Annotated in this window: 23 protein-coding genes and 1 tRNA gene; 8 read left to right on the forward strand and 16 right to left on the reverse strand. The window is 69.8% G+C overall.

The window, feature by feature from the left end:
* Nucleotides 1-16: 16 nt before the first annotated feature.
* The 3 genes from ilvD to ACLBXX_RS18245 all read right to left on the reverse strand — a co-directional run bounded on the left by ilvD (nucleotide 17) and on the right by ACLBXX_RS18245 (nucleotide 4,020).
* Nucleotides 17-1,735: a dihydroxy-acid dehydratase gene (ilvD, locus tag ACLBXX_RS18235; protein WP_374974632.1), complete on the reverse strand. Its 1,719-nt coding sequence runs from the start codon at nucleotides 1,733-1,735 to the stop codon at nucleotides 17-19.
* 66 nt (nucleotides 1,736-1,801) lie between these two features.
* Nucleotides 1,802-2,575 carry a trehalose-phosphatase gene (gene otsB / locus ACLBXX_RS18240; RefSeq protein WP_447659189.1) on the reverse strand — a complete coding sequence of 258 codons (774 nt, stop codon included), beginning with the start codon at nucleotides 2,573-2,575 and terminating at the stop codon, nucleotides 1,802-1,804.
* The gene (locus tag ACLBXX_RS18245) at nucleotides 2,572-4,020 is read right to left on the reverse strand and encodes an alpha,alpha-trehalose-phosphate synthase (UDP-forming) (protein ID WP_387136758.1); all 1,449 of its coding nucleotides are present in this window, start codon (nucleotides 4,018-4,020) and stop codon (nucleotides 2,572-2,574) included. Before ACLBXX_RS18245 ends, otsB begins: the two co-directional genes overlap by 4 nt.
* A 136-nt stretch (nucleotides 4,021-4,156) precedes the next feature.
* On the opposite strand from ACLBXX_RS18245, the gene ACLBXX_RS18250 reads away from it, so the two are divergent.
* Nucleotides 4,157-4,411 carry a hypothetical protein gene (locus ACLBXX_RS18250; protein ID WP_387136756.1) on the forward strand — a complete coding sequence of 85 codons (255 nt, stop codon included), beginning with the start codon at nucleotides 4,157-4,159 and terminating at the stop codon, nucleotides 4,409-4,411.
* Between the two features lie 69 nt (nucleotides 4,412-4,480).
* On the opposite strand, the gene ACLBXX_RS18255 is transcribed toward ACLBXX_RS18250, so the two are convergent.
* From ACLBXX_RS18255 to ACLBXX_RS18265, 3 genes are read right to left on the reverse strand one after another with little or no spacing between them, the layout of a single operon-like run.
* Nucleotides 4,481-5,665: an acetyl-CoA C-acetyltransferase gene (locus ACLBXX_RS18255; protein WP_447659190.1), complete on the reverse strand. Its 1,185-nt coding sequence runs from the start codon at nucleotides 5,663-5,665 to the stop codon at nucleotides 4,481-4,483.
* Complete coding sequence (locus tag ACLBXX_RS18260; protein WP_310291401.1) at nucleotides 5,662-6,315, reverse strand: CoA transferase subunit B; 654 nt, start codon at nucleotides 6,313-6,315, stop codon at nucleotides 5,662-5,664. Before ACLBXX_RS18260 ends, ACLBXX_RS18255 begins: the two co-directional genes overlap by 4 nt.
* Nucleotide 6,316: 1 nt before the next feature.
* Nucleotides 6,317-7,117: a CoA transferase subunit A gene (locus tag ACLBXX_RS18265; RefSeq protein ID WP_447659191.1), complete on the reverse strand. Its 801-nt coding sequence runs from the start codon at nucleotides 7,115-7,117 to the stop codon at nucleotides 6,317-6,319.
* Between the two features lie 108 nt (nucleotides 7,118-7,225).
* On the opposite strand from ACLBXX_RS18265, the gene ACLBXX_RS18270 reads away from it, so the two are divergent.
* Nucleotides 7,226-8,014, forward strand: coding sequence for an IclR family transcriptional regulator (locus ACLBXX_RS18270; RefSeq protein ID WP_447659192.1), 789 nt, complete (start codon nucleotides 7,226-7,228; stop codon nucleotides 8,012-8,014).
* A 196-nt stretch (nucleotides 8,015-8,210) separates the two neighbouring features.
* A complete protein-coding gene (locus ACLBXX_RS18275) occupies nucleotides 8,211-11,546 on the forward strand; it encodes a PxKF domain-containing protein (RefSeq protein ID WP_447659193.1) in 3,336 nt (1,111 codons plus the stop codon).
* A gap of 66 nt (nucleotides 11,547-11,612) precedes the next feature.
* Here the strand turns inward: ACLBXX_RS18275 and ACLBXX_RS18280 are convergent, their stop codons facing one another.
* The 9 genes from ACLBXX_RS18280 to ACLBXX_RS18320 are packed head-to-tail and all read right to left on the reverse strand — an operon-like array spanning nucleotide 11,613 to nucleotide 20,330.
* The gene (locus ACLBXX_RS18280) at nucleotides 11,613-12,527 is read right to left on the reverse strand and encodes an alpha/beta hydrolase (protein WP_387136745.1); all 915 of its coding nucleotides are present in this window, start codon (nucleotides 12,525-12,527) and stop codon (nucleotides 11,613-11,615) included.
* The gene (locus ACLBXX_RS18285; protein ID WP_447659194.1) at nucleotides 12,512-13,264 is read right to left on the reverse strand and encodes a 3-hydroxybutyrate dehydrogenase; all 753 of its coding nucleotides are present in this window, start codon (nucleotides 13,262-13,264) and stop codon (nucleotides 12,512-12,514) included. The genes ACLBXX_RS18280 and ACLBXX_RS18285 overlap by 16 nt, the downstream gene beginning before the upstream one ends.
* A complete protein-coding gene (locus tag ACLBXX_RS18290) occupies nucleotides 13,264-13,950 on the reverse strand; it encodes a TetR/AcrR family transcriptional regulator (RefSeq protein WP_447659195.1) in 687 nt (228 codons plus the stop codon). The genes ACLBXX_RS18285 and ACLBXX_RS18290 overlap by 1 nt, the downstream gene beginning before the upstream one ends.
* Nucleotides 13,947-15,575 carry a class I adenylate-forming enzyme family protein gene (locus ACLBXX_RS18295; protein ID WP_447659196.1) on the reverse strand — a complete coding sequence of 543 codons (1,629 nt, stop codon included), beginning with the start codon at nucleotides 15,573-15,575 and terminating at the stop codon, nucleotides 13,947-13,949. Before ACLBXX_RS18295 ends, ACLBXX_RS18290 begins: the two co-directional genes overlap by 4 nt.
* Nucleotides 15,572-16,720 carry a branched-chain amino acid ABC transporter permease gene (locus ACLBXX_RS18300; protein WP_447659197.1) on the reverse strand — a complete coding sequence of 383 codons (1,149 nt, stop codon included), beginning with the start codon at nucleotides 16,718-16,720 and terminating at the stop codon, nucleotides 15,572-15,574. The genes ACLBXX_RS18295 and ACLBXX_RS18300 overlap by 4 nt, the downstream gene beginning before the upstream one ends.
* On the reverse strand, nucleotides 16,717-17,592 hold the full coding sequence (locus ACLBXX_RS18305) for a branched-chain amino acid ABC transporter permease (protein ID WP_310291422.1): 876 nt from the start codon (nucleotides 17,590-17,592) through the stop codon (nucleotides 16,717-16,719). The genes ACLBXX_RS18300 and ACLBXX_RS18305 overlap by 4 nt, the downstream gene beginning before the upstream one ends.
* The gene (locus ACLBXX_RS18310) at nucleotides 17,589-18,302 is read right to left on the reverse strand and encodes an ABC transporter ATP-binding protein (protein WP_310291425.1); all 714 of its coding nucleotides are present in this window, start codon (nucleotides 18,300-18,302) and stop codon (nucleotides 17,589-17,591) included. The genes ACLBXX_RS18305 and ACLBXX_RS18310 overlap by 4 nt, the downstream gene beginning before the upstream one ends.
* Nucleotides 18,299-19,111 carry an ABC transporter ATP-binding protein gene (locus tag ACLBXX_RS18315; protein ID WP_447659198.1) on the reverse strand — a complete coding sequence of 271 codons (813 nt, stop codon included), beginning with the start codon at nucleotides 19,109-19,111 and terminating at the stop codon, nucleotides 18,299-18,301. Before ACLBXX_RS18315 ends, ACLBXX_RS18310 begins: the two co-directional genes overlap by 4 nt.
* Nucleotides 19,112-19,130: 19 nt before the next feature.
* Nucleotides 19,131-20,330, reverse strand: coding sequence for a substrate-binding domain-containing protein (locus ACLBXX_RS18320; RefSeq protein WP_447659199.1), 1,200 nt, complete (start codon nucleotides 20,328-20,330; stop codon nucleotides 19,131-19,133).
* 216 nt (nucleotides 20,331-20,546) lie between these two features.
* Here ACLBXX_RS18320 and ACLBXX_RS18325 point away from each other — a divergent pair, with 216 nt between their 5' ends.
* The 3 genes from ACLBXX_RS18325 to ACLBXX_RS18335 are packed head-to-tail and all read left to right on the forward strand — an operon-like array spanning nucleotide 20,547 to nucleotide 23,427.
* Nucleotides 20,547-21,005 (forward strand): MarR family winged helix-turn-helix transcriptional regulator, encoded by a 459-nt coding sequence (locus ACLBXX_RS18325; protein ID WP_447659200.1) that lies wholly within the window; start codon nucleotides 20,547-20,549, stop codon nucleotides 21,003-21,005.
* A complete protein-coding gene (locus tag ACLBXX_RS18330; protein WP_447659201.1) occupies nucleotides 21,002-22,234 on the forward strand; it encodes an MFS transporter in 1,233 nt (410 codons plus the stop codon). Before ACLBXX_RS18325 ends, ACLBXX_RS18330 begins: the two co-directional genes overlap by 4 nt.
* 50 nt (nucleotides 22,235-22,284) lie before the next feature.
* Entirely contained in the window at nucleotides 22,285-23,427 is a 1,143-nt protein-coding gene (locus ACLBXX_RS18335) for a flavin-containing monooxygenase (RefSeq protein ID WP_447659202.1), read from the forward strand.
* 48 nt (nucleotides 23,428-23,475) lie between these two features.
* Here the strand turns inward: ACLBXX_RS18335 and ACLBXX_RS18340 are convergent.
* Nucleotides 23,476-23,548: transfer RNA gene (locus tag ACLBXX_RS18340), tRNA-Lys, on the reverse strand.
* Between the two features lie 94 nt (nucleotides 23,549-23,642).
* On the opposite strand from ACLBXX_RS18340, the gene ACLBXX_RS18345 reads away from it, so the two are divergent.
* Nucleotides 23,643-24,470, forward strand: coding sequence for an inositol monophosphatase family protein (locus tag ACLBXX_RS18345; RefSeq protein ID WP_447659203.1), 828 nt, complete (start codon nucleotides 23,643-23,645; stop codon nucleotides 24,468-24,470).
* Nucleotides 24,471-24,522: 52 nt separating this feature from the next.
* On the forward strand, nucleotides 24,523-25,101 hold the full coding sequence (locus tag ACLBXX_RS18350) for a hypothetical protein (protein WP_387136720.1): 579 nt from the start codon (nucleotides 24,523-24,525) through the stop codon (nucleotides 25,099-25,101).
* Nucleotides 25,102-25,106: the final 5 nt, after the last annotated feature.

Consider the following 25,106-nt stretch of genomic DNA (forward strand, 5'->3'; position numbering starts at 1 on the left):
ATGTCGGAAGCCAGGCTCAACCGGTGGTCGCGCCCTCCGCAGCGGAGCGCACGAGTCGGGAGTACTTGGCAAGGACGCCACGGGTATAGCGCGGGGGAAGCGGCTCCCAGCCAGAGCGGCGGGAGTCAAGCTCAGCCTCGTCGACGAGTAGGTCGAGAGTGCGAGCCGCGATATCGACCCGTATCAGATCACCATCGCGCACGAAGGCGATGGGACCTGCGTCCACCGCTTCGGGTGCTATGTGGCCGATGCACAGGCCGGTTGTGCCGCCTGAGAATCTGCCGTCCGTCAAGAGTAGTACATCTTTTCCGAGCCCAGCGCCCTTGATGGCCGCGGTGATCGCGAGCATCTCGCGCATGCCGGGGCCGCCCTTGGGGCCTTCGTAGCGGATCACGACGACGTCGCCGGCGGCGATCTCGCCGGCCTCGAGGGCGTCCATCGCGGCACGCTCGCGCTCGAACACGCGGGCAGGTCCTTCGAACACGTCGGCGTCGAAGCCGGCCGACTTCACGACCGCACCCTCGGGGGCGATCGAGCCGTGCAGGATCGTGATGCCGCCCTTGGCGTGGATCGGGTCGTCGAACGAGTGGATGACCGTGCCGTCGACGGGGTCGGGGTTCAGGTCGGCGAGGTTCTCGGCCAGCGTCTTGCCGGTGACGGTGAGCGCGTCGCCGTGGAGCAGGCCCTCGTCGAGCATCGCCTTCATGATGACCGGGATGCCGCCGTGGCGGTCGACGTCGTTCATGACGTACTTGCCGAACGGCTTCATGTCGGCCACGTGCGGCACCTTGTCGCCGATGCGGTTGAAGTCGTGCAGGCTGAGGTCGACATCGGCCTCGCGGGCGATCGCGAGGAGGTGCAGCACGACGTTGGTCGAGCCGCCCAGCGCCATCGCGAGCGCGATCGCGTTCTCGAACGCCTCCTTGGTGAGGATGTCGCGCGTCGTGATGCCCTGGCGCAGCAGGTTGACGACGGCCTCGCCCGAGCGGTGGGCGAAGTAGTCGCGGCGGCGGTCGGCCGACGGCGGCGCGGCCGATCCGGGCAGGCTGAGGCCGAGCGCCTCGGCGACGGAGGCCATCGTGTTGGCGGTGTACATGCCGCCGCACGCGCCCTCGCCCGGGGCGATCGCGCACTCGATGCGCTTGAGGTCGGCCTCGCTCATCTTGCCCGCGAGGCACGCTCCCACGGCCTCGAACGAGTCGATGATGGTGACGTCCTTCTCGGTGCCGTCCGAGAGCTTGACCCAGCCCGGCGCGATCGAGCCGGCGTAGAGGAAGACGCTCGAGAGGTCCAGGCGCGCGGATGCCATGAGCATGCCGGGGATCGACTTGTCGCACCCGGCGAGCAGCACCGAGCCGTCGAGGCGCTCGGCCATGATGACGGTCTCGACGGAGTCGGCGATGACCTCGCGGGAGACGAGCGAGAAGTGCATGCCCTCATGGCCCATCGAGATGCCGTCCGAGACGGAGATGGTGCCGAACTGCAGCGGATAGCCGCCGCCGGCGTGCACGCCCTCCTTGGCGCCCTGCGCGAGCCGGTCGAGGCTCAGGTTGCAGGGGGTGATCTCGTTCCAGCTCGAGGCGATGCCGATCTGCGGCTTGTCCCAGTCAGCGTCGCCCATGCCGACGGCACGGAGCATGCCGCGCGACGTCGTGGCTTCGATGCCGTCGGTGACGACGCGACTGCGGGGCTTGATGTCGATGGAGTTGTCAGCGAGCGAATCGGGCTGGGCCATTGACTCAGTGTATTCCCGCACGGCGACCGCCTCGCCCCGAGTGACGGAGCACCGAGGCGGCTGGTCCTAACGCCCTGAGCGCTCCGCTGCGAGACGCTGCAGCAGGGCCGCGAGCGCCGCGATGTCGGCGACACGCACGCTCGCGGAAGTCTGCCCCTCTCCGACGCGCACGCCGAGGTCGCCGTCCCCGAGGCTCGCCAGCGCGTCCTCGTCGGTCACGTCGTCGCCGGCGAACAGCACCGCCGTGGCGCCCACCCGCTCGCGCAGCTCGGCGATCGCGGAGTCCTTGCCCTCGTGCCGGAACGCGAACTCGACGATGTTGTGTCCCGTGCGACGGCGCCAATGCGGGGCCTCGGCCGCGACGATCTCATCGACGACGCGGTTCGCCTCGGCCGCGGCCGCAGCGCTCGCCCGGCGCGTGTGCACGCCGAACCCGAAGGTCTTCGGCTCGATCCAGACGCCCTCGAGGTGCGCGGTGGCCTCCTCGGCGTGGCCACGGAGGGCGTCGCGCAGGGCGACGTCGGCATCATCCTCGCCGTGGCTCACCACGCCCTCGCCCGGGATCCAGAACTCTGCTCCGTGCGATCCCGCCAGCAGCACCCTCGACGAGTCGTCGTGCTCGGCGATCACGCGCAGATCCACGAGGCTCCGCCCCGATACGAAGGCGACGACGGTGTCAGGCGTCGCGACCAGGGCGTCGACAGCTTCGCGCGCGGCGGGCAGCATCCGTGCGTCCATCGGCTCGTCCTCGAGCGGCGACAGGGTGCCGTCGAAATCGAGCGCGACGAGAAGGCGATCGGATGCCGCGACCCGGGCGATCGCCTCGTCCGCCGCGCTCACGCGCCGGCCTTCTGCACGCGCTTGCCCTCCCGGGCGGTGTCGAGGGCGTCGAGGAACGACCGCGACCAGCTGGCGACGTCGTTCTCGACGACCTTCTTCCGCAGCGCCCGCATGCGGCGCCCCTGCTCGGCGGCGGGCATCTCGATCGCGCGCAAGATCGCTTCCTTCATCCCATGGATGTCGTGGGGGTTGATGCGGATCGCGCTCGGCAGCTCGTCGGCGGCGCCGGCGAACTCGCTGAGCACCAGCACGCCGCGGTTGTCGGTGCGGGTCGCCACATACTCCTTGGCGACGAGGTTCATGCCGTCGCGGAGCGCCGTGACGAGCATGACGTCGGCGGCACGGAACAGCGCCACCATCTCGTCGCGGGGGTAGGCCTGGTGCAGGTAGCGGATGGCCGTGTGCCCCATGGTGTCGTGGTCGCCGTTGATGCGCCCGACCGTCAGCTCGATCTCGTCGCGCAGCTGCATGTAGGCCTCGACGCGCTCGCGGCTGGGGCTCGCGACCTGCACGAGGGTCACGTCCTCGACGTCGATGCGGCCGTCCTCGAGCAGCTCGCCGAACGCCTTGAGGCGATGGCGGATCCCCTTCGTGTAATCGAGCCGGTCGACGCCGAGCAGGATCTTCTTCGGGTTGCCGAGGCTTTCGCGGATCTCGGCGGCGCGGGCCTTGATGTCGGGGCGCTCGGCGAGCTCGATGTACGACCCGGTGTCGATCGAGATGGGGAACGCCTTCGCGAGCGCGTTGCGCGTCGAGCCGTCCGGCTCGGGAACGGTGATCCCCGTCGCCTTCGTCTGGTAGCGCAGCTGCCGACGCACGGCCCGCGCGAAGTTGCCGGCGTCCGCCACCCGCTGGAAGCCGATGACGTCCGCGCCGAGAAGGCCCTCGAGCACCTGGCGCCGCCACGGCAGCTGCGAGTAGAGACCGTATGCCGGGAAGGGAATGTGGTGGAAGTAGCCGATGGTGAGGTCGGGGCGGGCCTCGCGCAGCATCTGCGGCACGAGCTGCAGCTGGTAGTCCTGCACCCACACGGTGCCGCCCTGGGCGGCGACGCCGGCGGCCGCCTCGGCGAATCGTCGATTGACCTTGACGTAGGCGTCCCACCACACGCGACGGTACCGGGGCGCAGCGATGACGTCGTGGTACAGCGGCCAGAAGGTGTCGTTCGACATGCCCTCGTAGTAGAGCTCGACCTCGTCGGCGCTCAGCGACACCGGCACCAGGTGCGTGCCCTCGAACTCGAAGGGCTCGACCTCGATGTCGGGCTGGCCGGGCCAGCCGACCCAGGCGCCGTCGGCGCGCCGCATCACCGGCTCGAGCGCCGTCACCAGCCCGCCGGGCGAGCGGCGCCAGCCCGACCCGTCAGCGGCGTCGGCGACCCGGTCGACGGGCAGGCGGTTGGCGACGACGACGAGTTCGGCGGCGGGGGCGGTGGGCTCTGTCACGCGGTCTCCTGACGGTTTCGTGGACTCGGCACGCTCAGGCTAACAGCGTGGCTGAGGGCCCCGAGTCCCCTTGACGCGCCGGACGACACCATGTCAAGGGGCGCGGCGCCCGCACGGGCCGCGCTAACGTGGCCCCATGCGCAAGTACCTCTTCGGCACCGGCATCCTCACCGCGATCACGGGCGGGCTGACGCTGATGAGGGGACTCCGCGAGAACGAGCCGTTCACGTGGCGGATGGCCCTCGCATGGCTCAGCTGGGGCATCTCCCTGGCCCTCGCGATCGGCGCGATCGTCGATGTCCGGCGCGCCTCGCGCGGCGAGCTCATCGCGAACGACTCCCCCGTCCACGGCCGCGAGAAGAAGCTCCTCAAGCGCCGCATCCAGCCCTGACCCGCACAGACGAGCGCCACGAGACCCGTCCGGGTCCCGTGGCGCTTCCGTCTGGGGGTCGAGGATCGATCAGCGCGTGAGGATGAGCGCGTCGCCCTGACCGCCGCCGCCGCACAGCGCCACCGCCGCCGTGCCGCCGCCGCGCCGCACGAGTTCGTGCACGGCGTGGACGACGAGGCGGTTGCCGGATGCCCCGATCGGGTGTCCGATCGCGATGCCGCCGCCGTGCGGGTTGACCACGTCGTCCGAGAGGCCGAGCTCGGCCTGCGAACGCACGACCACGGCGCCGAACGCCTCGTTGATCTCGACGATGTCGAGGTCGCTCGCGGCGATGCCCTGCTTGGCCAGAGCCTTCTCGATCGCCCGAGCGGGCTGCGAGTGCAGCGAGTTGTCGGGGCCGGCGACCTGGCCGGACGCGCCGACGACCGCGAGCACGTTCCAGCCGTTCTCGTCGGCGTGCGAGCGCGTCGTCAGCACGACCGCGGACGCGCCGTCCGAGATCTGCGACGAGTTGCCCGCCGTGATCGACCCGCTCGACGCGAAGGCCGGGCGCAGGCCCGCGAGGGTCTCGACGGTGGTCTCGGGGCGCACGCCCTCGTCCTTCGTCGCGACGACCGGATCGCCCTTGCGCTGAGGGATCTCGACCGGCACGATCTCGGCGTCGAAGAGCCCCTCGGCCTGCGCGGCGGCCGCACGCTGATGCGACCTCGCGGCGACGGCATCCTGAGCTTGCCTCGTCACCTCGAGCCGCTCGTTGTGGCGCTCGGTCGACGCCCCCATGCTCTCGCGGTCGTATGCGTCGGTGAGCCCGTCGAACGCCATGTGGTCGAGGACCTCGATCGACCCGTAGGCCCAGCCGTCCCGCGAGCCCATGAGCAGGTGCGGGGCGCGGGTCATCGACTCCATGCCGGCGGCGACCACGACGGTCGCGTCGCCCACCGCGAGCATGCGCGCGCCGTCGATGATGGCCGTGAGGCCGGAGAGGCACACCTTGTTGACCGAGCCGGAGTGGACGTCCCACCCGATGCCGGCGCCCACTGCCGCCTGACGCGCGGGGTTCTGCCCGCTCCCGGCCGCGAGCACCTGGCCGACGAGGACCGCGTCCACGGCATCGGCGGGGATGCCGCCCTTCTCGAGGGCGCCCTTGATCGCGGCACTGCCCAGCTGCACCGCCGTGAGCGGAGCCAGCTGGCCCTTGAGCCGCCCCTGCGGAGTGCGCGCAGCGGCGACGATGACGACGTCGTCGTGGTTCATGCTTCGATTCTCTCTCCGACGGCGACCGTCAGCTCCGGTTCGGTGGCCGCGATGACCTCTTCCACGGTGACCCCTGGAGCCGTCTCGACCAGGACGAGCCCGGCGTCCGTCACGTCGATGACCGCCAGGTCCGTGATGATGCGGTCGACCACCCCGCGTCCGGTGAGCGGCAGCGAGCACTCGTTCACGATCTTCGCCGAGCCGTCCTTTGCGACGTGCTCCATCAGCACGATCACCTTCGCGGCACCGTGCACCAGATCCATCGCGCCGCCCGGCCCCTTCACCATCTTCCCGGGGATCATCCAGTTGGCCAGGTCGCCCGTCGCCGACACCTGCATCGCGCCGAGGATCGCGGCGTCGATCTTGCCGCCGCGGATCATCCCGAAGCTCGTCGCCGAGTCGAAGAAGGCGGCTCCGGGCAGCGTCGTCACCGTCTCCTTTCCGGCATTGATGAGGTCGGGGTCGACGTTCTCCTCGGTCGGGTACGGCCCGACGCCCAGGATGCCGTTCTCGGACTGCAGCACCACGGTCACGCCCTCGGGCACGAAGTTCGGCACCAGGGTCGGCAGGCCGATGCCCAGATTGACGTAGGCGCCGTCGGCGAGCTCCTCGGCCGCGCGGGCGGCCATCTCGTTGCGGGTGAGCGGCATGTCAGGCCCCTTCCGGCATCTCGCGCGCGGCGGCCTGACGGACCGAGACCGTGCGCCGTTCGATGCGCTTCTCGATGTCGGATCCGACCTCCACGATGCGGTGCACATAGATGCCGGGGAGATGGATGCTGTCTGCCTCGAGCTCGCCCGGTTCGACGAGCTCCTCGACCTGGGCGATGCACACGCGCCCCGCCATCGCGGCGAGCGGGTTGAAGTTGCGTGCAGCCTTGTTGAAGACGAGGTTGCCGTGACGATCGCCCTTCAGTGCGTGGACGAGCGCGAAGTCGGTGACGATCGCCTCTTCCAGGACGTAGTCGCGAGGCGTGCCCGATACGTCGAAAGCGCGCACGTCCTTCACGGGCGACGCGACCGCGATGCTGCCGTCGGCGGCATAGCGACGCGGCAGTCCGCCCTCGGCGACCTGCGTGCCGACGCCGGTCTGGGTGTAGAACGCGGCGATGCCCGATCCGCCGGCGCGGAGCTTCTCGGCGAGCGTGCCCTGCGGGGTCAGCTCGAGCTCGAGCTCGCCCGAGAGGAACTGCCGCTCGAACTCCTTGTTCTCGCCGACGTACGAGGAGGTCATCTTCCGGATGCGCTTGGCGTTCAGGAGGATGCCGAGCCCCCAGTCGTCGACGCCGCAGTTGTTGCTCACGATGCTGAGGTCGCTCGTGCCCTGTGCAAGCAGCGCCTCGATGAGCGCGATGGGGTTGCCGGACAGCCCGAACCCTCCCACCGCGAGGGACGCCCCGTCGGGGATGTCGGCGACGGCCTCCGCCGCCGATCCCCAGGTCTTGTCGATCATTGTGCTCCTTCGCATTCCGGTCGCTCGGCTTCCATCGTCCGGCTCGACGGGGCGCACCGCCACCTCCCCGCTTGCCATGTGGCCACCCCGCGCCGTAGCGTCCATATTGTGGACACCGTAGCCAAGCGCACCGTTCCGGGAGCCCAATCGATCGCCCGCGCGGCCCAGCTCCTGCGACTGGTCACCTCGGGTGGAGATGACGGGATGCCGGTGGCCGAACTCGCCCGCCGCGCCGACCTCACCCGCCCGACGACGCATCGGCTCCTCACCGCGCTGCGCCACGAGGGCCTGGTCGATCAGGATGAGCGCACCGGCCGCTGGATGCCCGGACCGGAGCTGTACCTGATGGGCACGGTCGCAGCATCCCGGTACGACATCACCGCTGTCGCTCGCGACATCGTGCGCTCGCTCGCCGTCCGCACCGAAGAGAGCGCGTTCCTGTCCGTGCGCCGTGGCGACGAGACCGTGTGCCTGCTGCGCGAGGAGGGCAGCTTCCCGATCCGCTCGTTCGTGCTGTCGGAGGGCGTGCGGTTCCCGCTCGGCGTCGCCTCCGCGGGGCTCGCGATCCTGTCGTTCCTCCCGCCCCACGATGTGGACGCCTACTTCGAGCGCCACCCGGAGCTCTCGGATCGATGGGGCGCGTCACACAGCGAGCAGCGGCTGCGCACGCGCCTGCGCGACACCCAGGAGCGCGGCTACGCCGTCAACCCCGGGCTCATCGTCGAGGGCTCCTACGGCATCGGGGCGGCGGTCTTCACCCGCGAGGGCCACCCGCAGTGGGCACTGAGCCTCACCGGCGTCGAGTTCCGCTTCGGCCCCGACCGCCTTCCCGAGCTCGGCCGCACACTCCTCGCCCACGCACACCAGCTCACGACCCGCATCGCCGCGTCGCGCTGAAGGCGTTCCCTGCGGTCCTCGGGCTGCAGCGCTCCTCAGGACGCGGCTAAGTTGCGCACAGTTCCGTATGAGATTCAGCGCGCGTCGGCTATCTTGATCGCAACCCGAGCGGCAAAGGGGCCTCTTGGGGAGCAGTACCCCTGGGGAGGGACCAATGAAACAACGGACGTCTGTGCTGTCCGCAATCGCTCTGGCGGTGTCAGCACTCCTGGTTTCGACAGCCGGCGCGGCTTACGCCGACAATCTCGAGGTCGACGGCGATCTCCTGAAGGCCGGCACGCAAGCTGTGCTCGACTTCGGTGACGTGACGTGCGGCACCACGACGAGCCGACAGGTGACCGTCTACGTTCAGAGCAACGGTCACGGCGGCAACGGGAACAACAACAACGACAACAACGGCGGCGGACAGGTGTTCGCCAACGGCGAGGTCGTCGACATCACCGCCACGACGGCCGCGCCGTTGTCGGTGAGCGTCGCCGCAGGTGACGCGGGAAACGTCATGCTGCCCGCCAACTGGGAGACCGCGTTCGGCAACAACACCCTCTCGCCCGGCGGCGCGACCGCGACCGTCACGCTGACCGCCGGAACCGTCGCCGGAACCTTCACGGGATCCGTGACCTATTCCGGCACGGGCGACAACACCGGCGGCAACTCGATCACCCGGCAAGTCACGCAGAGTGTCACCTGGAAGACGGTCGGCTGCAAGTCCGCCACCACGACCACGGTGTCGTGTCCGGCGTCGGTGGTCTACACGGGCCAGGCGATCACGCCGTGCTCGGCCACCGTGACGGGTTCGAACGGGTTCTCGCAGTCGCTCCCCGTCACCTACTCCCCGAACACCGCGGTGGGTTCTGTGACCGCCTCCGCCTCCTTCGCCGGTGATTCGACGCGCACCGGCAGCAGCGGCGGCGCGACGTTCGGGATCACCAAGGCGTCATCGACCACGACGGTGTCCTGCCCCGCATCGGCGACGTACACGGGCTCACCGCTCACGCCGTGCACGGCCGGCGTCACCGGCGCGGGAGGGCTGAGCCAGGCGCTCACCCCGACGTACACCGCGAACACCGACACCGGAACGGCGGGCGCCGCGGCCACGTTCGCGGGCGACTCGAACCACACCGGATCTACGGACAGCAAGACGTTCACGATCCTCGGCGCCACGGCGAACTGTGCCGTCGTCGGGTTCAACGGCGACTACGACGGGCTCGCACACCGTGCCACCGGCGCGTGCACGGGCCTCGGAGGCGTCGACATCAGCGCGGGCCTGGATCTCGGTGCGTCATTCACCGACGTGCCCGGAGGCACGGCGTCATGGAGCTTCGCGTTGCCGAATTACGCGTCGCGGTCCGGTTCGGCGGTGATCGCCATCGGCCCCGCAGCCTCATCCATCTCGATCCAGTGCTCCGACGTCGTCTACAACGGCGCCGCGCAGGAGCCGTGCTCGGCGACGGTGACGGGCGCCGGCGCGCTGTCCGCGTCGGTGACCGTGCACTACGACCTCAACACGACCGCGGGCACGGCGACGGCGAGCGCCTCCTACCCCGGCGACCTCAATCACACGAAGAGCGAGGCATCGACGACCTTCAAGATCGCCAAGGCGCCTTCGACGACCGAGATCACGTGCACGTCGCCGCACACCTTTACGGGCTCGCCGATCACGCCGTGCACGGCGAAGGCGATGGGTGCCGGCGACCTAGACCAGGCGATCACGCCCTCGTACAGCGGCAACACCGGGGCGGGCGTCGCCTCCGTGTCCGCGGTCTTCGAGGGTGACGCCAATCACGAACCCAGCAACGACACGTCGTCGTTCGTCATCGCAAAGGCGACGTCTTCGGTGAAGCTCTCCTGCCCAGCGTCCGTGGTCTACACGGGTGCCGCACAGGTCGCCTGCACGGCGAGCGTGTCGGCCGTCGGCCTTGCGGCGTTCGAGATCGACGTGGACTACACGGACAACACGAACGCGGGGCACGCGACCGCCACCGCATCGTGGGGCGGCGATGACGACCACGTCGGAAGCAGCGCGAACGGCGGCTTCCAGATCGATAAGGCCGCATCGTCGATCTCGCTGGAGTGCCCCGAGTTCGTGGTGTTCACCGGTGAGCAACTGACGCCGTGCGGTGCAACGGTCTCCGGAGCCGGGCTCACCGATTTCGCAATCGACGTCGACTACGCGGCCAACATGTACGTGGGTGACGCCAGCGCCGCCGCGAAGTGGGACGGCGACGAGAACCACGACGGCAGCACCGCCGAAGGTGGGTTCCGCATCGAGAAGGCGCCGTCGTCGATCGCTCTGTCGTGCACTCCGGGCGCCGTGTACACGGGCAGTGCGCTGACCCCGTGCACGGCGACCGTCTCCGGCGCCGGTCTGACCGCGTTCACGGTCACTGTCACCTATGCCGGGAACACCGATGCGGGACAAGCCGACGCCGCAGCTTCCTGGCCGGGCGACGCCAACCACACGTCGAGCGAGGCATCGACGAAGTTCGCCATCGCGAAGGCGATCTCGAACACAGAGGTCACGTGTCCGGCGTCGCAGATCTTCACCGGATCCGCCATCGAACCGTGCACGGCGAATGTGACCGGACCGGGCGGGCTCAACAAGCCGCTGACACTCTCGTACACCGACAACACCTCCGTCGGCACCGCCACCGCGTCCGCCGCGTACACCGGCGACGGAAACCACGAGGGCAGCGATGACGCGGTGCAGTTCACGATCGAGAAGGCGACGTCGGCAATCGGTCTGTCCTGCGCTCCGGGTGCGACCTACACGGGCAGCGCGCTGACTCCGTGCACCGCGACGGTCTCCGGAGCGGGCTTGGCCTCGTTCACCATCCCCGTCACGTATTCCGGCAACACCGAGGCCGGAACGGCGAGCATCTCGGCGGCGTGGGCCGGGGACGACAATCACACCGGAGCCACGGCCACCGGGACGTTCCACATCGCCAAGGCTCCGTCCACTGTCACGGTGACATGCCCGTCTACGCCGATCATGGCCACCGGATCACCGATCGAGCCATGCTCGGCGGAGGTCACCGGTGCGGGTGGCCTGCAGCTCACCCTGACGCCGACCTACACCGACAACAAGCTGGCGGGCAGTGCGGCGAAGGCGTACGCGAAGTATGACGGCGACGCGAACCACCTCCCGGACGACGACACGAAGACATTCACGATCGCCGCCTGGACGCTGAACGGCTTCTTCAAGCCGGTCGACATGGGTGACAGCGTCATCAATATCGTGAAGGGGGGCTCGACGGTTCCGCTCAAGTTCACGGCGTTCGCCGGCGCGACCGAGCTGACCGATCCCGCGAAGCTGGGCGCCTCATTCATCGCACGCGAGATCAAGTGCGATCTGACCGACATGCAGAGCGACGACCTGTTCACGACCACCGGCGGCACGACACTCCGGTACGACACCACCGCACACCAGTGGATCCAGAACTGGGCGACGCCGAAGAACGCCGGCAAGTGCTACCAGGTGACGCTGACCACCGCAGATGGAACAACGCTGAAGGCTCAGTTCAAGACGAAGTAGCCCGCACGCCTCAGAGTGCCCGGCGGCATGCGATCACCGCAGCCGCCGGGCGCTCGAACGACGTGGTCACACCCGGGCCGCGAGCTCCTCACGGACGGCGGCGGCGACGACGTCGGCGCCCTCCGGCGACATCACGATCGTGTAGTGGTTGAACCCCTCGATCCGCTCGTGCTCCACTCCGGGGTACTCCGAGAGCAATCGCCCGAGATGTTCCGGCGCGTACAAGCCGGGCGGCTCGTTCTGGAGGCCGCGGGGCACGGTGATGAGGCGGGTCGGATGCTGCAGCCCGGCCAGCGCCGCCGGCAGGGCGTCGCCCGTGTTCATGTCGAGGGTGTCGTCGGCGGTCGTCGCGTAGCTCGTCGCGGGACGGAACGCGCCCGCCCCGTCGTCGACGAGGTCGTACGCGAGATAGCGCTCGAGCTCGGGCGTCCACGCGCCGGCGAAGGCCGGATGCTGCCGCCAGAAGTCCAGGTACTCCCCCGTGTCGGCGAACCTCATCGACAGGCGCGCCGCGGTCGGGCCGAGGATGCCGGCGACGAGCTCGTCGGTGCTGAGCCCCGCCGGGACGTCGAGCGGCAGCCCGCCGTCGACGAGCAGCAGCCGCGAGACGCGCTCGGGGTGGAGGTGCGCGAACACGACGGACACGAACCCGCCCATCGAATGCCCGACGACCACGGTGCGGTCGATGCCGAGCGCCTCGAGCAGCGCGCTGAGGTCCGCCGCGTGTGCGGCCATCCCCGCGGCGCCGCCGATGCCGTTGCTGCGCCCGCGCCCGCGCAGATCCGGCGCGACGATGCGAACCCCCGGGAGGCGCTCCACGACGAACGGCCACGCCAGGTGCGAGGCCGTGACCCCGTGCACCAGCAGCACCGTCGGCGCCTCGGGCCCGGCATCCGCCGGCTCCCAGACTCCCGCGCGCAGCGCCCCGCCGTCGACGGGAACGTCGACCGTCCGATACTCGTGGTTCACCGCGCCGTCCATCCGCCGTCCATCGTGTACGAGGCTCCCGTGACCATGCCGGCCTTGTCCGACACGAGCCATCCGGCGAGCGACGCGACCTCGTCGGCTTCGACGAGCCGCTTCACCGCGCTCTCGGTGAGCATGATCTTCTCGACGACTTCGCTCTCCGCGATCCCGTGCACAGCGGCCTGGTCCGCGATCTGCTTCTCCACGAGCGGTGTGCGCACGTAGGCGGGGTTGATGCAGTTGCTCGTCACGCCGTGCGGGGCGCCCTCGAGCGCCGTCACCTTCGACAGGCCCTCGAGCCCGTGCTTCGCGGAGACGTACGCCGACTTGAACGCGCTCGCCCGCAGGCCGTGGGCGCTCGAGATGTTGATCACACGCCCCCATCCGCGCTCGTACATCGCCGGGAGCGCCGCGCGGATGAGGAGGAACGGCGACTCGAGCATGAGCCGCACGATGAGCCGGAAGGCGTCCGGATCGAACTCCGTGATCGGGGCGACCCGCTGGATGCCGGCGTTGTTCACGAGGATGTCGACGTCGAGGGTCAGGTCGTCGAGCGCGGCGGTGTCGGCGAGGTCGACGGCCCAGGACTCACCGCCGACGGCGGTAGCGGCATCCGTCGCGGCATCCGCGTTCAGGTCCGCGATGATGACGTGCGCGCCGCGCTGGGCGAACTCGTGTGCGCAGGCGAGGCCGATGCCGCTCGCCCCGCCGGTGACGAGTGCGCGCTTGCCCGCGAGATCCTTCTCCGCCATCAGGCTTCCTCTCCTGCGTCGTCCGCTCGCGGCGCGAGGGCGTTGTCGATGAACCGGGTCATGCCGGCGAACACCACCGGGTCGAGCTGCGCGGGCGGCTTGCCCTCGGCGTCGCGCTCCCACAGCAGGAACCGCATGCCGATGAGCTCACCCATGCCCATGAGGGCCCACGCCGTCGTCTCGGGGTCGAGGGCGCGATCGACGTCGCCCGTCGCCTGCGCCGCGCGCAGGCCGGCCTCATAGCCCTCGACGATGCGCGTGTAGTGCGTGCGCAGCACCTCGGGCGAGACGAACTCCGCCTCGCGCACGACCCGGTACAGCGCGGGGTGCTCGGCGGTGAACCTGAAGAACCCGGCGAACCCCGCGCGCTCCGCTTCCAGGCGACCGGTCGCCCCGGCCATCGCCTCCGACATGGAATGGCGCACGCGGCGGTTGAGGTCGAGCACGAGCGCCTCGAAGATCGCCTGCTTGCTGTCGAAGTACAGGTAGAACGTGCCGAGACCGATGCCCGCGCGCTCGGTGATCTTGACGATGGATGCCTCGTGGTAGCCCTGCTCGGCGAATACGAGCTCCGCCGCCTCGAGCAGGCGTCGCCGGGTCGCCTCGCCGCGCTTGGTGAGCGGGCGTCCGGTGGCGGACGACACCAGCTCCTCTTCCCGGTCGACGAGTTCGTCGGACATGCTCATCGGGATTCCCCCTTCGTACGCTCGTGCACCACTGTGTGCGCGCGCTCCCCAGCACGATCTTCCTGCTCCCGCCGCGGTTCGACCAGCAACCTGGCCTGTTCGCGGAGACGCGATCGTGCGAGCTTCTCGATGGTCGACCGCGGCAGCGCGTCGACGAACTCCACGTGGACGGGGATCTTGAAGGCGGCGAGGTTGCGCCGCGCGTGGGCAAGCACCTCGTCGACCGACAGCGCGGCCCCCGTCACGGGCACCACGAACGCGACTCCCCGCTCCCCCCACACCGCGTCGGGCACGCCGACGACGGCGACTGCCTCGATGAGCGGGTGCAGGCACAGCGCGTACTCGACCTCCGCGGGAGCGACGTTCTCGCCGCCCGAGATGAAGATGTCCTTCAGGCGGTCGACGATGCGGTACACGCCTGACGCGTCGCGGGATGCCAGATCGCCGGTGCGCAGCCATTCGCCGCTCATCGCACGGGCCGTCGCGTCCTCGTCGTCGAGATAGCCGGCGAAGACGCTCGGGCCGCGCACCCACAGCTCGCCGGTGGCCTCGTCCTCCAGTGCGAGCCCCGAGGCGGGATCGACGATCCGCACCGACACGTGCGGGTACGGCCGGCCGACGGCGCCGGGGGCCTCGATCGACTCGGCCGCAGGCAGGTGCAGCACGTTGGGTGCCGCTTCGGTGAGCCCGTACCCCTGCGAGAGCGGGATCCCCCGCGCTGTCCACTCCTCCTGCAGCTCCACCGGCATCGTCGCGCCCCCGACGAGAGCGAGACGCAGGGACGCGGCATCCGTGCTGATCCAGTCGCGGTCGCCCGCGAGCAGCGCGTACTGCGTCGGCACGCCCATCATCGCGGTGACCTTGCGGTCGGCGATGAGCTGCAGCACGCGCGCCGGCTGGAACGACCGCTCCAGCACGACCGTCGCGCCGACCCACCACGCGAGCAGCGGCTGACAGTTCCACGCGGCGACGTGGAACTGCGGCAGCATCGCGAGCACGACGTCGTCCTGCGTGAGCGGCAGCGCCTGCGCGAGGGCCAGGTTGTTCCAGAAGCAGTTCGCGTGCGTGAGCACGACGCCCTTCGGTGCGGATTCGCTCCCCGACGTGAAGATCACGAGCAGCGGGTCGTCGTCGCGCACCGGTCGGCGGGTCACCGGGTTCGCTGCGCGGGGCACAGTCCCCGCTTCGACGCCGGTCGTGCCGAGCACGGAGACCGGCGGGGCGACGGCGGCGATGCGCAGCGCCTCGCCCGCAAGCGCGGCATGCTCGTCCTCGATCAGCACCAGCGCCGGAGCGGAACGGGTGAGGACATCGGCGAGCTCGCGCGGCGTGAGCCGCCACGACAGCGGTACGAAGGCGATGCCCGCGATCGCGCACGCGAAGAACGCCACGACGTGGTCGGTGGAATTGCCCGACACGGTCGCGATGCGGTCGCCCGGCCCGTAGCCCGCGTGGCGCAGTCGGTCGGCGAGCTCCGACGAGCGGGCGGCGAGGGTGGCGTAGTCGGTCGTCACTCCTCGGTCGTCGATCGCGATGCGCTCCGGTGAGCGGGTCGCGCGGTCCACGATCCACCGGCCGACGGTGTGCGGCCCGTCGTCGACGTCGGGGTCGGCGGTCCAGCTCACGCGCGCACCTCGACGGGGGCTTCGGCGGACTCGTCGGCATCGTCGAGCTGCCGCAGCGACCCGCGGACCTTCTCTCCGCGCCGGCGGCGGACCGCGGCGTCGATGGTGCCCGCGATGCCTCCCGGGAGGAACATCACCACGATGATGAAGAGCACCCCGAGGAGGAAGAGCGGCTCCGACAGCGGGATCCGCAGCACGTCGGGAAGCCCGGCGATCGCGTCGGAGCCGGCGAGCACGGTGAGCCGCTGATCGAGCAGCGTGTAGAGCACACCGCCCACGATCGCACCCCAGCGGAATCCGACGCCACCCAGCACCACCATCACCAGGACCGTGATCGTGAGGTCGGCGGAGACCGACCGGGGCACGGTGCCCGACTGCAGGAGCATGTACGCGACTCCGGCGAGGCTAGCGAGACCCGCCGCAATGACGAACACGATGAGTCGGACGCGGTAGGGCGACAGGCCCAGCACACGCACGCGCTGCTCGTTCTCGCGCGTCGCTCGGGCGAGATGCCCCAGGCGCGACGTGTCGACCCACAGCACGACGAGATACACCAGGACGAGCACCACGAGCGTGAACCAGTACAGGTTGCGGGTGTTCACGACCCCGATGAGGAAGTCGGGCACCTGCGCCGTATTGAGGCTGAGTCCCTCCTCGCCGCCGGTGACCTGCGAGTTGCGCCGCACCAGCACCGATCCTGCCTGCGCGAACGCCAGCGTCACCATCGCGAACGGGATGCCCGAGACGCGCATCGACACCGCGCCCGTCACGAGGGCGATGACCATGCCGCCGATCAGCGCGATGAACACGCCGGGCCACAGCGGCACGCCGAAGTGCTCGAGCGCGATCCCCAGACCGTACGCGCCGGCGCCGAAGTAGAGGGCATGCCCGAACGACAGCATCCCGCCCGACCCGAGCAGCAGGTTGTACGACAGCGCGAGCGCGGCGAACACCATGCAGAGGGACAGCAGCGCCAGGGTGCCGGGCATGTACGTCGGCGTCGGCAGAATGCCCGGGAGCGAGAGGTTGAGCAGCGGCAGCATCGCCATGAACGCGACGAGGACGACGCCGACAACGGCGGGAAGGAAGCGACGGATGCTGCGCTCCGAGGTCGCCTCGAGTCCCTGAGCCTGTCGAAGGGTCATGCCTTCCTCCCGAGGAGTCCGGTCGGACGCACCAGCAGCACGAGGGCCAGCAGGATCACGACGATGAAGTCCCCGGTGCCGCCGAGGTAGAAGTTGGCGAACTGCTGCAGCACGGCGACGAGGACGGACGCCACCGCCGCACCGGTGAGCGAGCCGAGGCCGCCGACGACGGTGACGATGAACGCGAAGATGAGGAGCGTCTGCCCGAGGTGCGCCGACACGAAGGTCGAGTAGTGCATCGCCAGCACGCCGCCGATTCCCGCGGCCGCGCCGCCGATGGCGAAGACGAGGGTGAACGAGCGGCGGACGTCGATGCCGAGCGCCGTCACCATCGAGCGGTTCTCGACGCCGGCCCGGATGATCATGCCGTAGCGCGTCTTCTGCAGGAACAGCACGAGGGCGGCGAGCACCAGCACGGCCGCGATCATCAGCACCCAGTAGGTGTTGGGGATGCGGGCGCCGAGGACGTCGGTCGTCTGCTTGAGCCACGGCGGTCCGCCGATGTGGATCGGGTCGGTGCCCCAGATCCCCTCGAACAGCGCCACGGCTGCGAACGACAGGCCGACCGTGACGAGCACCTGCTCGATGTGCCGCTCGTACAGCGGCCGGATGAGCACGAGTTCGGTGAGGGTCGCGAACACGGCCCCCACGCCCGCGCCGACGAGGACCGACAGCAGGAAGGATCCCCACGAGTCGGTGCCGAGCGCCTGCGCGACCATCCAGCCCATGAACGCGCTCAGGGTGAGGAACGCGCCGTGCGCGAAGTTGAGCACGTGCATGAGGCCGTAGATGAGGCTCAGGCCACTGGCGACGAGGAAGTAGAGGGCGCCGAGACCGACGCCGGTGATGAGGGTGAGGACGAGGGTGCTCATGAAGCGTGCTCCACGTGGACGCCGAGGAGGCGGCGGGTGAGGTCTTCGTCGTCGAGGAGATCGCGCGCCTTGCCGACGTGCGCGACGCGCCCGCCGGCGATGACGACGGCGTCATCGGCGAGACGACGCACGACCTCGAGGTTCTGCTCGACGAGGAGGATGGGGACGGTCTTCGACGCCTCCTGGAGCGCGTCGGCGACCTCGGTCACGATCTTCGGCGCGAGGCCCTTCGTCGGCTCGTCGACGAGGAGGAGCCGGTTGTCGTTGAGCAGCGCCCGTGCGACCGACACCATCTGCTGCTGACCGCCCGAGAGCGTGCCCGCCTGCTGGTCGCGGCGGGCGACGAGATCCGGGAACAGCTCTGCGACGAACTCGCGCCGAGGGTTCCGCTGACGTTCGGCCAGGGCGAGGTTCTCAGCGACGGTGAGCTTCGAGAAGACCTCGCGGTCCTCCGGCACGTACCCGACGCCGCGCCGCACGATGCGATGCGTGGGAAGCCCGTCGATGCGGTCGCCCGCGAGGGTCACCTCGCCGCGACGGGAGATGAGGCCGAGGATGCCGCGCAGGGTCGAGGTCTTGCCGACGCCGTTGCGGCCGAGCACCGCGGTGATGCCGGTGGCGGGCACGTCGAACGAGACGTCCTCGACGACCTGCTGGCCCGCGATCGTGCACCGGAGGTTTCGGACGGTCAGCACGGACTCCCCGCTCATGCCGCCTCCCCCGCCGATCCGGTGCCCAGGTAGGCGCTCTGCACGAGAGGGTTCTCCATGATCCGCTGCGGCGTGTCGTACGCGATGATCGTGCCGAAGTACATGACGGCGACCTTCTCGACGAGGCCCATCAGCACGTCGATGTGGTGCTCGACCATCAGCAGGGTGCAGCCCTTCTCGCGCTGCATGTCGCGGATGTTCTCGACCAGCCCGGGCACATCGCCCGAGCCCACGCCCGCCATGGGCTCGTCGAGCAGCACGATGCTCGCCTCCGTCGCCAGGAGCACGGCGATCTCGAGCTTGCGCTTGTCGCCGTGCGAGATGTCGCCCGCGAGCGCGTCGCGCTTGTGGCTGAGCCCCACGACCTTGAGCTTCGTCAGCGCGAGCTCGGTGGCGGCATCCGTCCGCTTCGGGAAGTGCAGGAGAGAGCCGGAGCCGCCCAGCGACACCTGGGCCGCCAGACGCACGTTCTCGAGCACCGACAGCTTCGGGAAGAGGCTCGACGTCTGGAAAGTGCGACCCAGCCCCGCCCGCGCCCGCGCCGGCACCGACGCCGTCGTGATGTCTCGGTCGTCCAGCACGACGCGGCCGGCAGTGGGCTTCATGAGCCCCGAGATCACGTTGAAGAGCGTGGTCTTGCCGGCGCCGTTGGGACCGATGACGCCCACGAGGGAGCCGGCGGCGACGTCGAGCTCGACGTCTTTGAGGATCGTCGCCCCACCGATCTGCAGGCCGAGGCCCTCGATCTTCAGCGGAGAGCCGCGGCGCGCGGTCTCCGCGGCGGGCGCGGACGGGACTGTGGTGCTCATCGTTTCGCGAAGCCCCGGATCACTCGGCTTCGGCGGGGGCGACGTCGTCGGCCGAGACCGTGTCGACGAGCTCGGGCACGAATGTGCCGTCCTTCGCGACGAGTTTGACCTGGTACATCTCCTGGATGAGGGCATGGTCGCTCGCGCGCACCGTCATGCTGCCCTTCGGCCCCTCGAACTCGAAGCCTTCGAGCGCCGCGACCATCGCGTCGACGTCACCCTGGCCCGACTCGATGGCGTGGACGATCATGATCGCCGCGTTGAAACCGTCGGGGCTGAACAGGTCGGGCGTGCCGCCTGCCTCTTCGATCGCCTCGACCATCGCGGTGTTGACGTCGTTGTCGGGGGCCTCGGCGAAGTAGTGGTTCAGGAAGCTGATCTTCTCGGATGCCTCGCCGTACGCGCCGAACGTCGCCGAGTCGCCGAGACCGGTCACGACGGGAATCTCGTCCATGACCCCCTGCTGGCTCATCGCCTGCCACATCGCGCCCGAGGTCGCGCCGGCCCACGCCACGAACACGAGGTCGGGAGCGCCCGCGAGCACCTGCTGCGCGAACGGCGTGAACTCGGTCGCGTCCTCGGCCACGAGCACGGAGTTCACCGTGGCGCCCTGGCCGCCGAGGATCGCCTGCACCGCCGCGACATTGCCCTGGCCGAACGCGTTGTCCTGCGCGAACACCGTCACGGTCTTGCCCTCGATGTCGTCGAGGAATGTGCCTGCAGTCGCGACGTCTTGCGCGCTCTGCCGGCCCGAGCGGAACGTGTAGTCGTTGATGCCGGTGATCGCGTCCGCAGCTGCCGGGCCCGAGATGTAGACCACCTTGTTCTGCTCCGCCTGCTCGGCGACGGCCAGCGCGACGCCCGACGACGCCGTGCCCGCGATGATGTTGACGCCCGAGCCGATGAGCTCCTTGACGGCGGTGACGGCCTTGTCGGGGTCGCCGGCGTCGTCGCGGTATTCGACGTTGATCGTCGTCCCGTCGATCTCGCCGGTGCCGTCGGTGGCGTAGTCGAGCCCCGCCTTGAAGGCGTCGAGGTACTGCTTGCCGTAGCCGGCGAGCGGCCCGGACTCGCTCGTGACGATGCCGACGGTGACCTCGGACAGCCCGCCCGGCTCGGTGGACCCGTTGTCGGGATCGCCGGACGGCGCGCAGGCCGCCAGGGCGAGCGCTGCCGTGACGACCACGGAGCCCAGGAGCAACTTCTTCGTAACCCGCATGTGCGTGCCTTTCCCCATTGGAAGGATCTGGTGCGTGAATCGGCGCTTCGTTCTCAAACATGAGATCCGATTCAGGTTCTTGCAATCTAGGAAACGGAAGCCGCGCAGGTCAAGTCGGCGAGCCCGCCCCTCCCCCGTCGTTACCGAATCGGGACGAATTCCCACGTCTTTCCCGATTCACATACCTGCGGTATATATCAGCGGTATGCTTCTTGTGTGACCCACGATCAGGACATCGAGACCCTCATCGTCGCCGCCCACGCGCTGACCCGCGTCGCGGCGCTCGAGACCGCAAATGAGACACCCGCCGCCCAGTGGCGCACCCTCACGATCCTCCGCGACAACGGAGCGCTCCGGATCGGCGAGCTCGCCCGCCTCAGCCGCGTGACCCAGCCCGGCATGACGCGTCTGGTCGGCCAGATGGCCGATCACGGACTCGTGGCGAGGACGACGGATGCCGCGGACTCGCGCGCGACGGTCGTAGAGGTCACCCCGCTCGGCCTCGAAGCCCTCCAGACCTGGCTGCTGCAGCTCACCGCCGCCCTCGCTCCCCACTTCGACGATCTCCAGCCTGAGGAGTGGGACGCACTGCGGACCACGGCATCCGTCCTCATGCGCAAGCTCGACCGCACGCGCACCGCGTCCGCCGTCGACACGGCCGAGGCCACCCGATGAGCGCCCACGGCAGCACCACGGGCTCGGTCTGGCGCCAGCCCGCGCAGGTATGGGCCGTCGCCTTCGCCTGTGTCGTGGCATTCATGGGGATCGGCCTCGTGGACCCGATCCTCCCCGCCATCGCGGAGTCGCTGCAGGCGAGCCCCGTCCAGACGGAGCTGCTGTTCACGAGCTACCTGCTGGTGACAGGCCTGGCCATGCTCATCACGAGCTGGATCTCGAGCCGCATCGGCGCGAAAGCGACTCTGCTCATCGGCCTCGCGCTGATCGTCGTGTTCGCACTGCTGTGCTCGCTGAGCGGCAGCGTCGATGCGATCATCGGCTTCCGCGCCGGCTGGGGCCTCGGCAACGCGCTCTTCATCTCGACCGCCCTCGCCACCATCGTGGGGGCGGCGTCCGGCGGCAGCGGCGCGGCGATCGTGCTCTACGAGGCCGCGCTCGGCCTCGGCATCGCGATCGGTCCGCTCCTCGGCGGCCTGCTCGGCGAGATCAGCTGGCGCGGACCGTTCTTCGGGGTCGTCGTGCTCATGGCGATCGCGTTCGTCGCCGTCCTCGTCCTGCTGCGCGGGCCGAGCGAGAAGCCGGTGCCGGTGCCGCTGTCGGCGCCCTTCCGGGCACTGCGCATCCCGTCGCTGGCCGTGCTCGCCGTCGCCGCCCTGTTCTACAACATCGGCTTCTTCGTGCTGCTCGCCTTCTCACCGTTCCCGCTCGGGTTCGGCGCCATGGGCATCGGCTTCACCTTCTTCGGCTGGGGCGTCGCCCTCGCGATCACGAGCGTGTGGGTCGCGCCGCTGCTGCTGCGCTTCATGGCTCGCACCACCGTCATGCTCCTGACGCTGCCGCTGCTCGCGATCGACCTGGTCATCGCCGGAATCCTCGTCGAAGACGCCGCGGCGCTGGTGGTCTGCATCATCGTCGGCGGCCTGCTCCTGGGCGTCATGAACACGGTGCTCACGGAGTCCGTGATGGAAGCCACGGATCTCCCCCGTTCCGTCGCGTCCTCGTCGTACTCGGCGGTCCGCTTCCTCGGCGGCGCCGCCGCTCCCCCGCTCGCCGCGCTGCTGTGGCACCTGTACGGCCCGACCGTGCCGTACCTCTTCGCCGCGGCATCCGTCCTCATCGCCACCGGCACGATCCTCTTCGGCCGGCGCGCTCTCGCCCGCATCGACGAGCGCGAAGCGGATGCTGCGGACGAGGCCGCGGCCGTACTGGTGGGCGACGCGGCCTGAATCGGCCGCCGAGGCTCGCGGCGCCGGTCGCCGATCACTAGCGTCTGGGTGTGGACCATTCGCACACCGATGTGCTCGTGATCGGCGCCGGCCCCGCGGGGCTGGCCGTCGCCGCGTGCCTCCGCCGCCGCGGGATCACCGCGACCATCGTCGACTCGGGTGAGGCTGTCGGCGAGACCTGGCTTCGCCGCTACGAGCGCCTGCATCTCCACACGCCCCGCATCCAGTCGGCGCTCCCCGGCCTGCGCATGCCGCGCCGTTTCGGTCGCTGGGTCGCGAAGGACGACGTCGCGCACTACCTGCGTGTCTACGCACGCCTCCACGACCTCCATCCGCGGTTCGGGATCGAGGTGCAGCGGATCGAGCGCGAAGACGGCAGCTGGCGTGCGGCCACCTCCGACGGCGACGTCACGGCGCGTCAGGTGGTCCTCGCGACCGGTTTCAGCAACCGCCCGATCGAGCCTTCCTGGCCGGGGCAGGACACGTTCACCGGCGAGATCCTGCACGCCTCCCGATACCGCGATGCCGCACCCTTCGCCGGAAGAAGCGTCCTCGTCGTCGGAGCCGGCAACTCGGGCGCCGAAATCGCCGCCGACCTCGCCGAGCACGGCGTCGCCGAGGTGCGCCTGGCGGTCCGCACTCCGCCGAACATCGTTCCGCGTCAGCTCGGTCCCATCCCGACGACCCTCGTCGCCATTCCGATGGACTTCCTTCCCGCGTGGTTGACGGACCCCGTGAACCGGCTCCTGCAGCGCCTGGTCGTGGGAGACCTCACCCCCTACGGCATGCCGACCGCAGGCTCCGGGCTCGTCGCGCAGCAGCGCGCGACAGCGGTCACCCCGACGATCGACGTCGGCCTCGTGGCCGCGCTGCGCGCCGGCACGGTGACCGCCGTCCCCGCGCTCGAGCGCTTCGAAGGGAACGAGGCGGTCCTCGCGGACGGCTCGCGGCTCACTCCTGGCGCGGTCATCGCAGCCACCGGCTACTCGACGGGCCTTCAGCCCGTCGTCGGTCATCTCGGGATCCTCGACGTCCACGGAGGCCCGGCGTCGACCGGTGGCGGAACGCATCCCCACGCGCCGGGAATGCGGTTCGTCGGCATCCGGAGCCCGCTGAAGGGTCTCCTCCTGCAGATCAACCTCGATGCGCGAGCCGCCGCGCGAGCGATCTCCCGCGAGCTACGAGGGAACTGATCCTTGACAGCAGAAAGGCCCCGGAGATTCCGGGGCCTTTCTGGTCGGTGCACCCCCTGGGACTCGAACCCAGAACCCACTGATTAAGAGTCAGTTGCTCTGCCGATTGAGCTAGAGGTGCGTTGTTCACTTACGAGGCGAACGAGGATCAACATTAGCATCACGATCGCGTCTCGTGAAATCGAGGCGGGAACGCCCCGGCTATCCTTGATTCCGTGACCTCCCCCTCCCCCGTTTCGACGTTCGACACGCCGTTCGAGGGAGACCTCCGCGCGGATCTCGATCTCGCTCTGCGACTGGCCGACGCGGCGGACGCGGCATCCATGTCGCGCTTCGATGCGGCCGATCTCGACGTCCGCCTGAAGGCCGACGCGAGCCACGTCACCGAGGCGGATCTCGCCACCGAGCGCGCGCTGCGCGACCTGCTCGAGACCGAGCGTCCGGGCGACGGGGTGTTCGGCGAGGAGTACGGCGTCACGGGCGACTCGGCGCGGCAGTGGATCATCGACCCGATCGACGGCACCGCGAACTACCTCAAGGGCATCCCGATGTGGACGACCCTCATCGCCCTCGCCATCGACGGCGTGCCGCGCGTGGGGGTGGCGAGCCAGCCGGCGATCGGACGCCGCTGGTGGGCCGCGAGCGGCCTCGGCGCGTGGACGAACACGCCGACGGGCGAGACGAAGCGTCTCGCCGTGTCGACGGTCGACACGATCGCGGACTCGAGTGTGAGCTTCCAGAGCATCGGGCAGTGGCGCGACGCCGGCAAGCTCGACGCCCTGGAGCGCCTGACCTCGTCGGTGTGGCGCGATCGCGGCTACGGCGACGCGTGGCCGTACATGCTGCTGGCCGAAGGTCGTCTCGAATTCGTCGCCGAGTTCGGCGTCAAGGAGTACGACATCGCTGCACTCGTGCCGATCGTGACCGAGGCCGGCGGCAAGTTCACCTCTTTCGACGGCAACGACTCGCTCTCGGATCTCTCCTCGCTCGCGACCAACCGCGTGCTCCACACCGCCTATCTCGACCTGCTCCACACCGCCTGATCCCGCACTGCCTGACACCCGACCGCCTCCCATCCCCCACGGAGACTCTCTGATGCCTGCCACCCGCATCCTCGGCACCGCCGCCGCCCTCGCCCTCTCCGCCGTGCTCCTCTCGGCCTGCGCCGGAACGCCCGAGGCCGCGCCCGAAGAGACCGGCAACGCGACGACGCCGACCGCCGCCGCACCCGAGCCTTCGGCGACGCCCGAGCCTGCGCCCGCCTCGACCGAGGACCCGACCTGCACCACGATCATCGGCGAGTCGGTCGTGGCGAGCTTCGAAGACCTCGGCTGGAGCTCGCAGGCGTCGCCGCTGTACATCGGCAGCACCGAGGTCGAGGACGGCCTGCAGTGCATGTGGGCGGACTTCGAGGGTCCGGCCGGCGACCACGGGCAGATGTTCGGCTGGGCGCCCGTCTCCGACGCCGACGCCGTCGACCTGCAGGAGGAGCTCGAGTCCCAGGGCTGGGTGCGCGAAGAGGACTCCGCGGGCGTCTACATCACCGAGAGCGCGGACACCGCGATCGCGACGGATGCCGAGGGCTACGGCATGACGTACCTCTTCACGTCCGGCCAGGTGAAGGTCGCCGACACGAAGCAGGGCCTCCTGCTGATCGACTGGCCCCAGAGCTGACGCCC

The organism is Microbacterium sp. C23T, assembly GCF_053345975.1.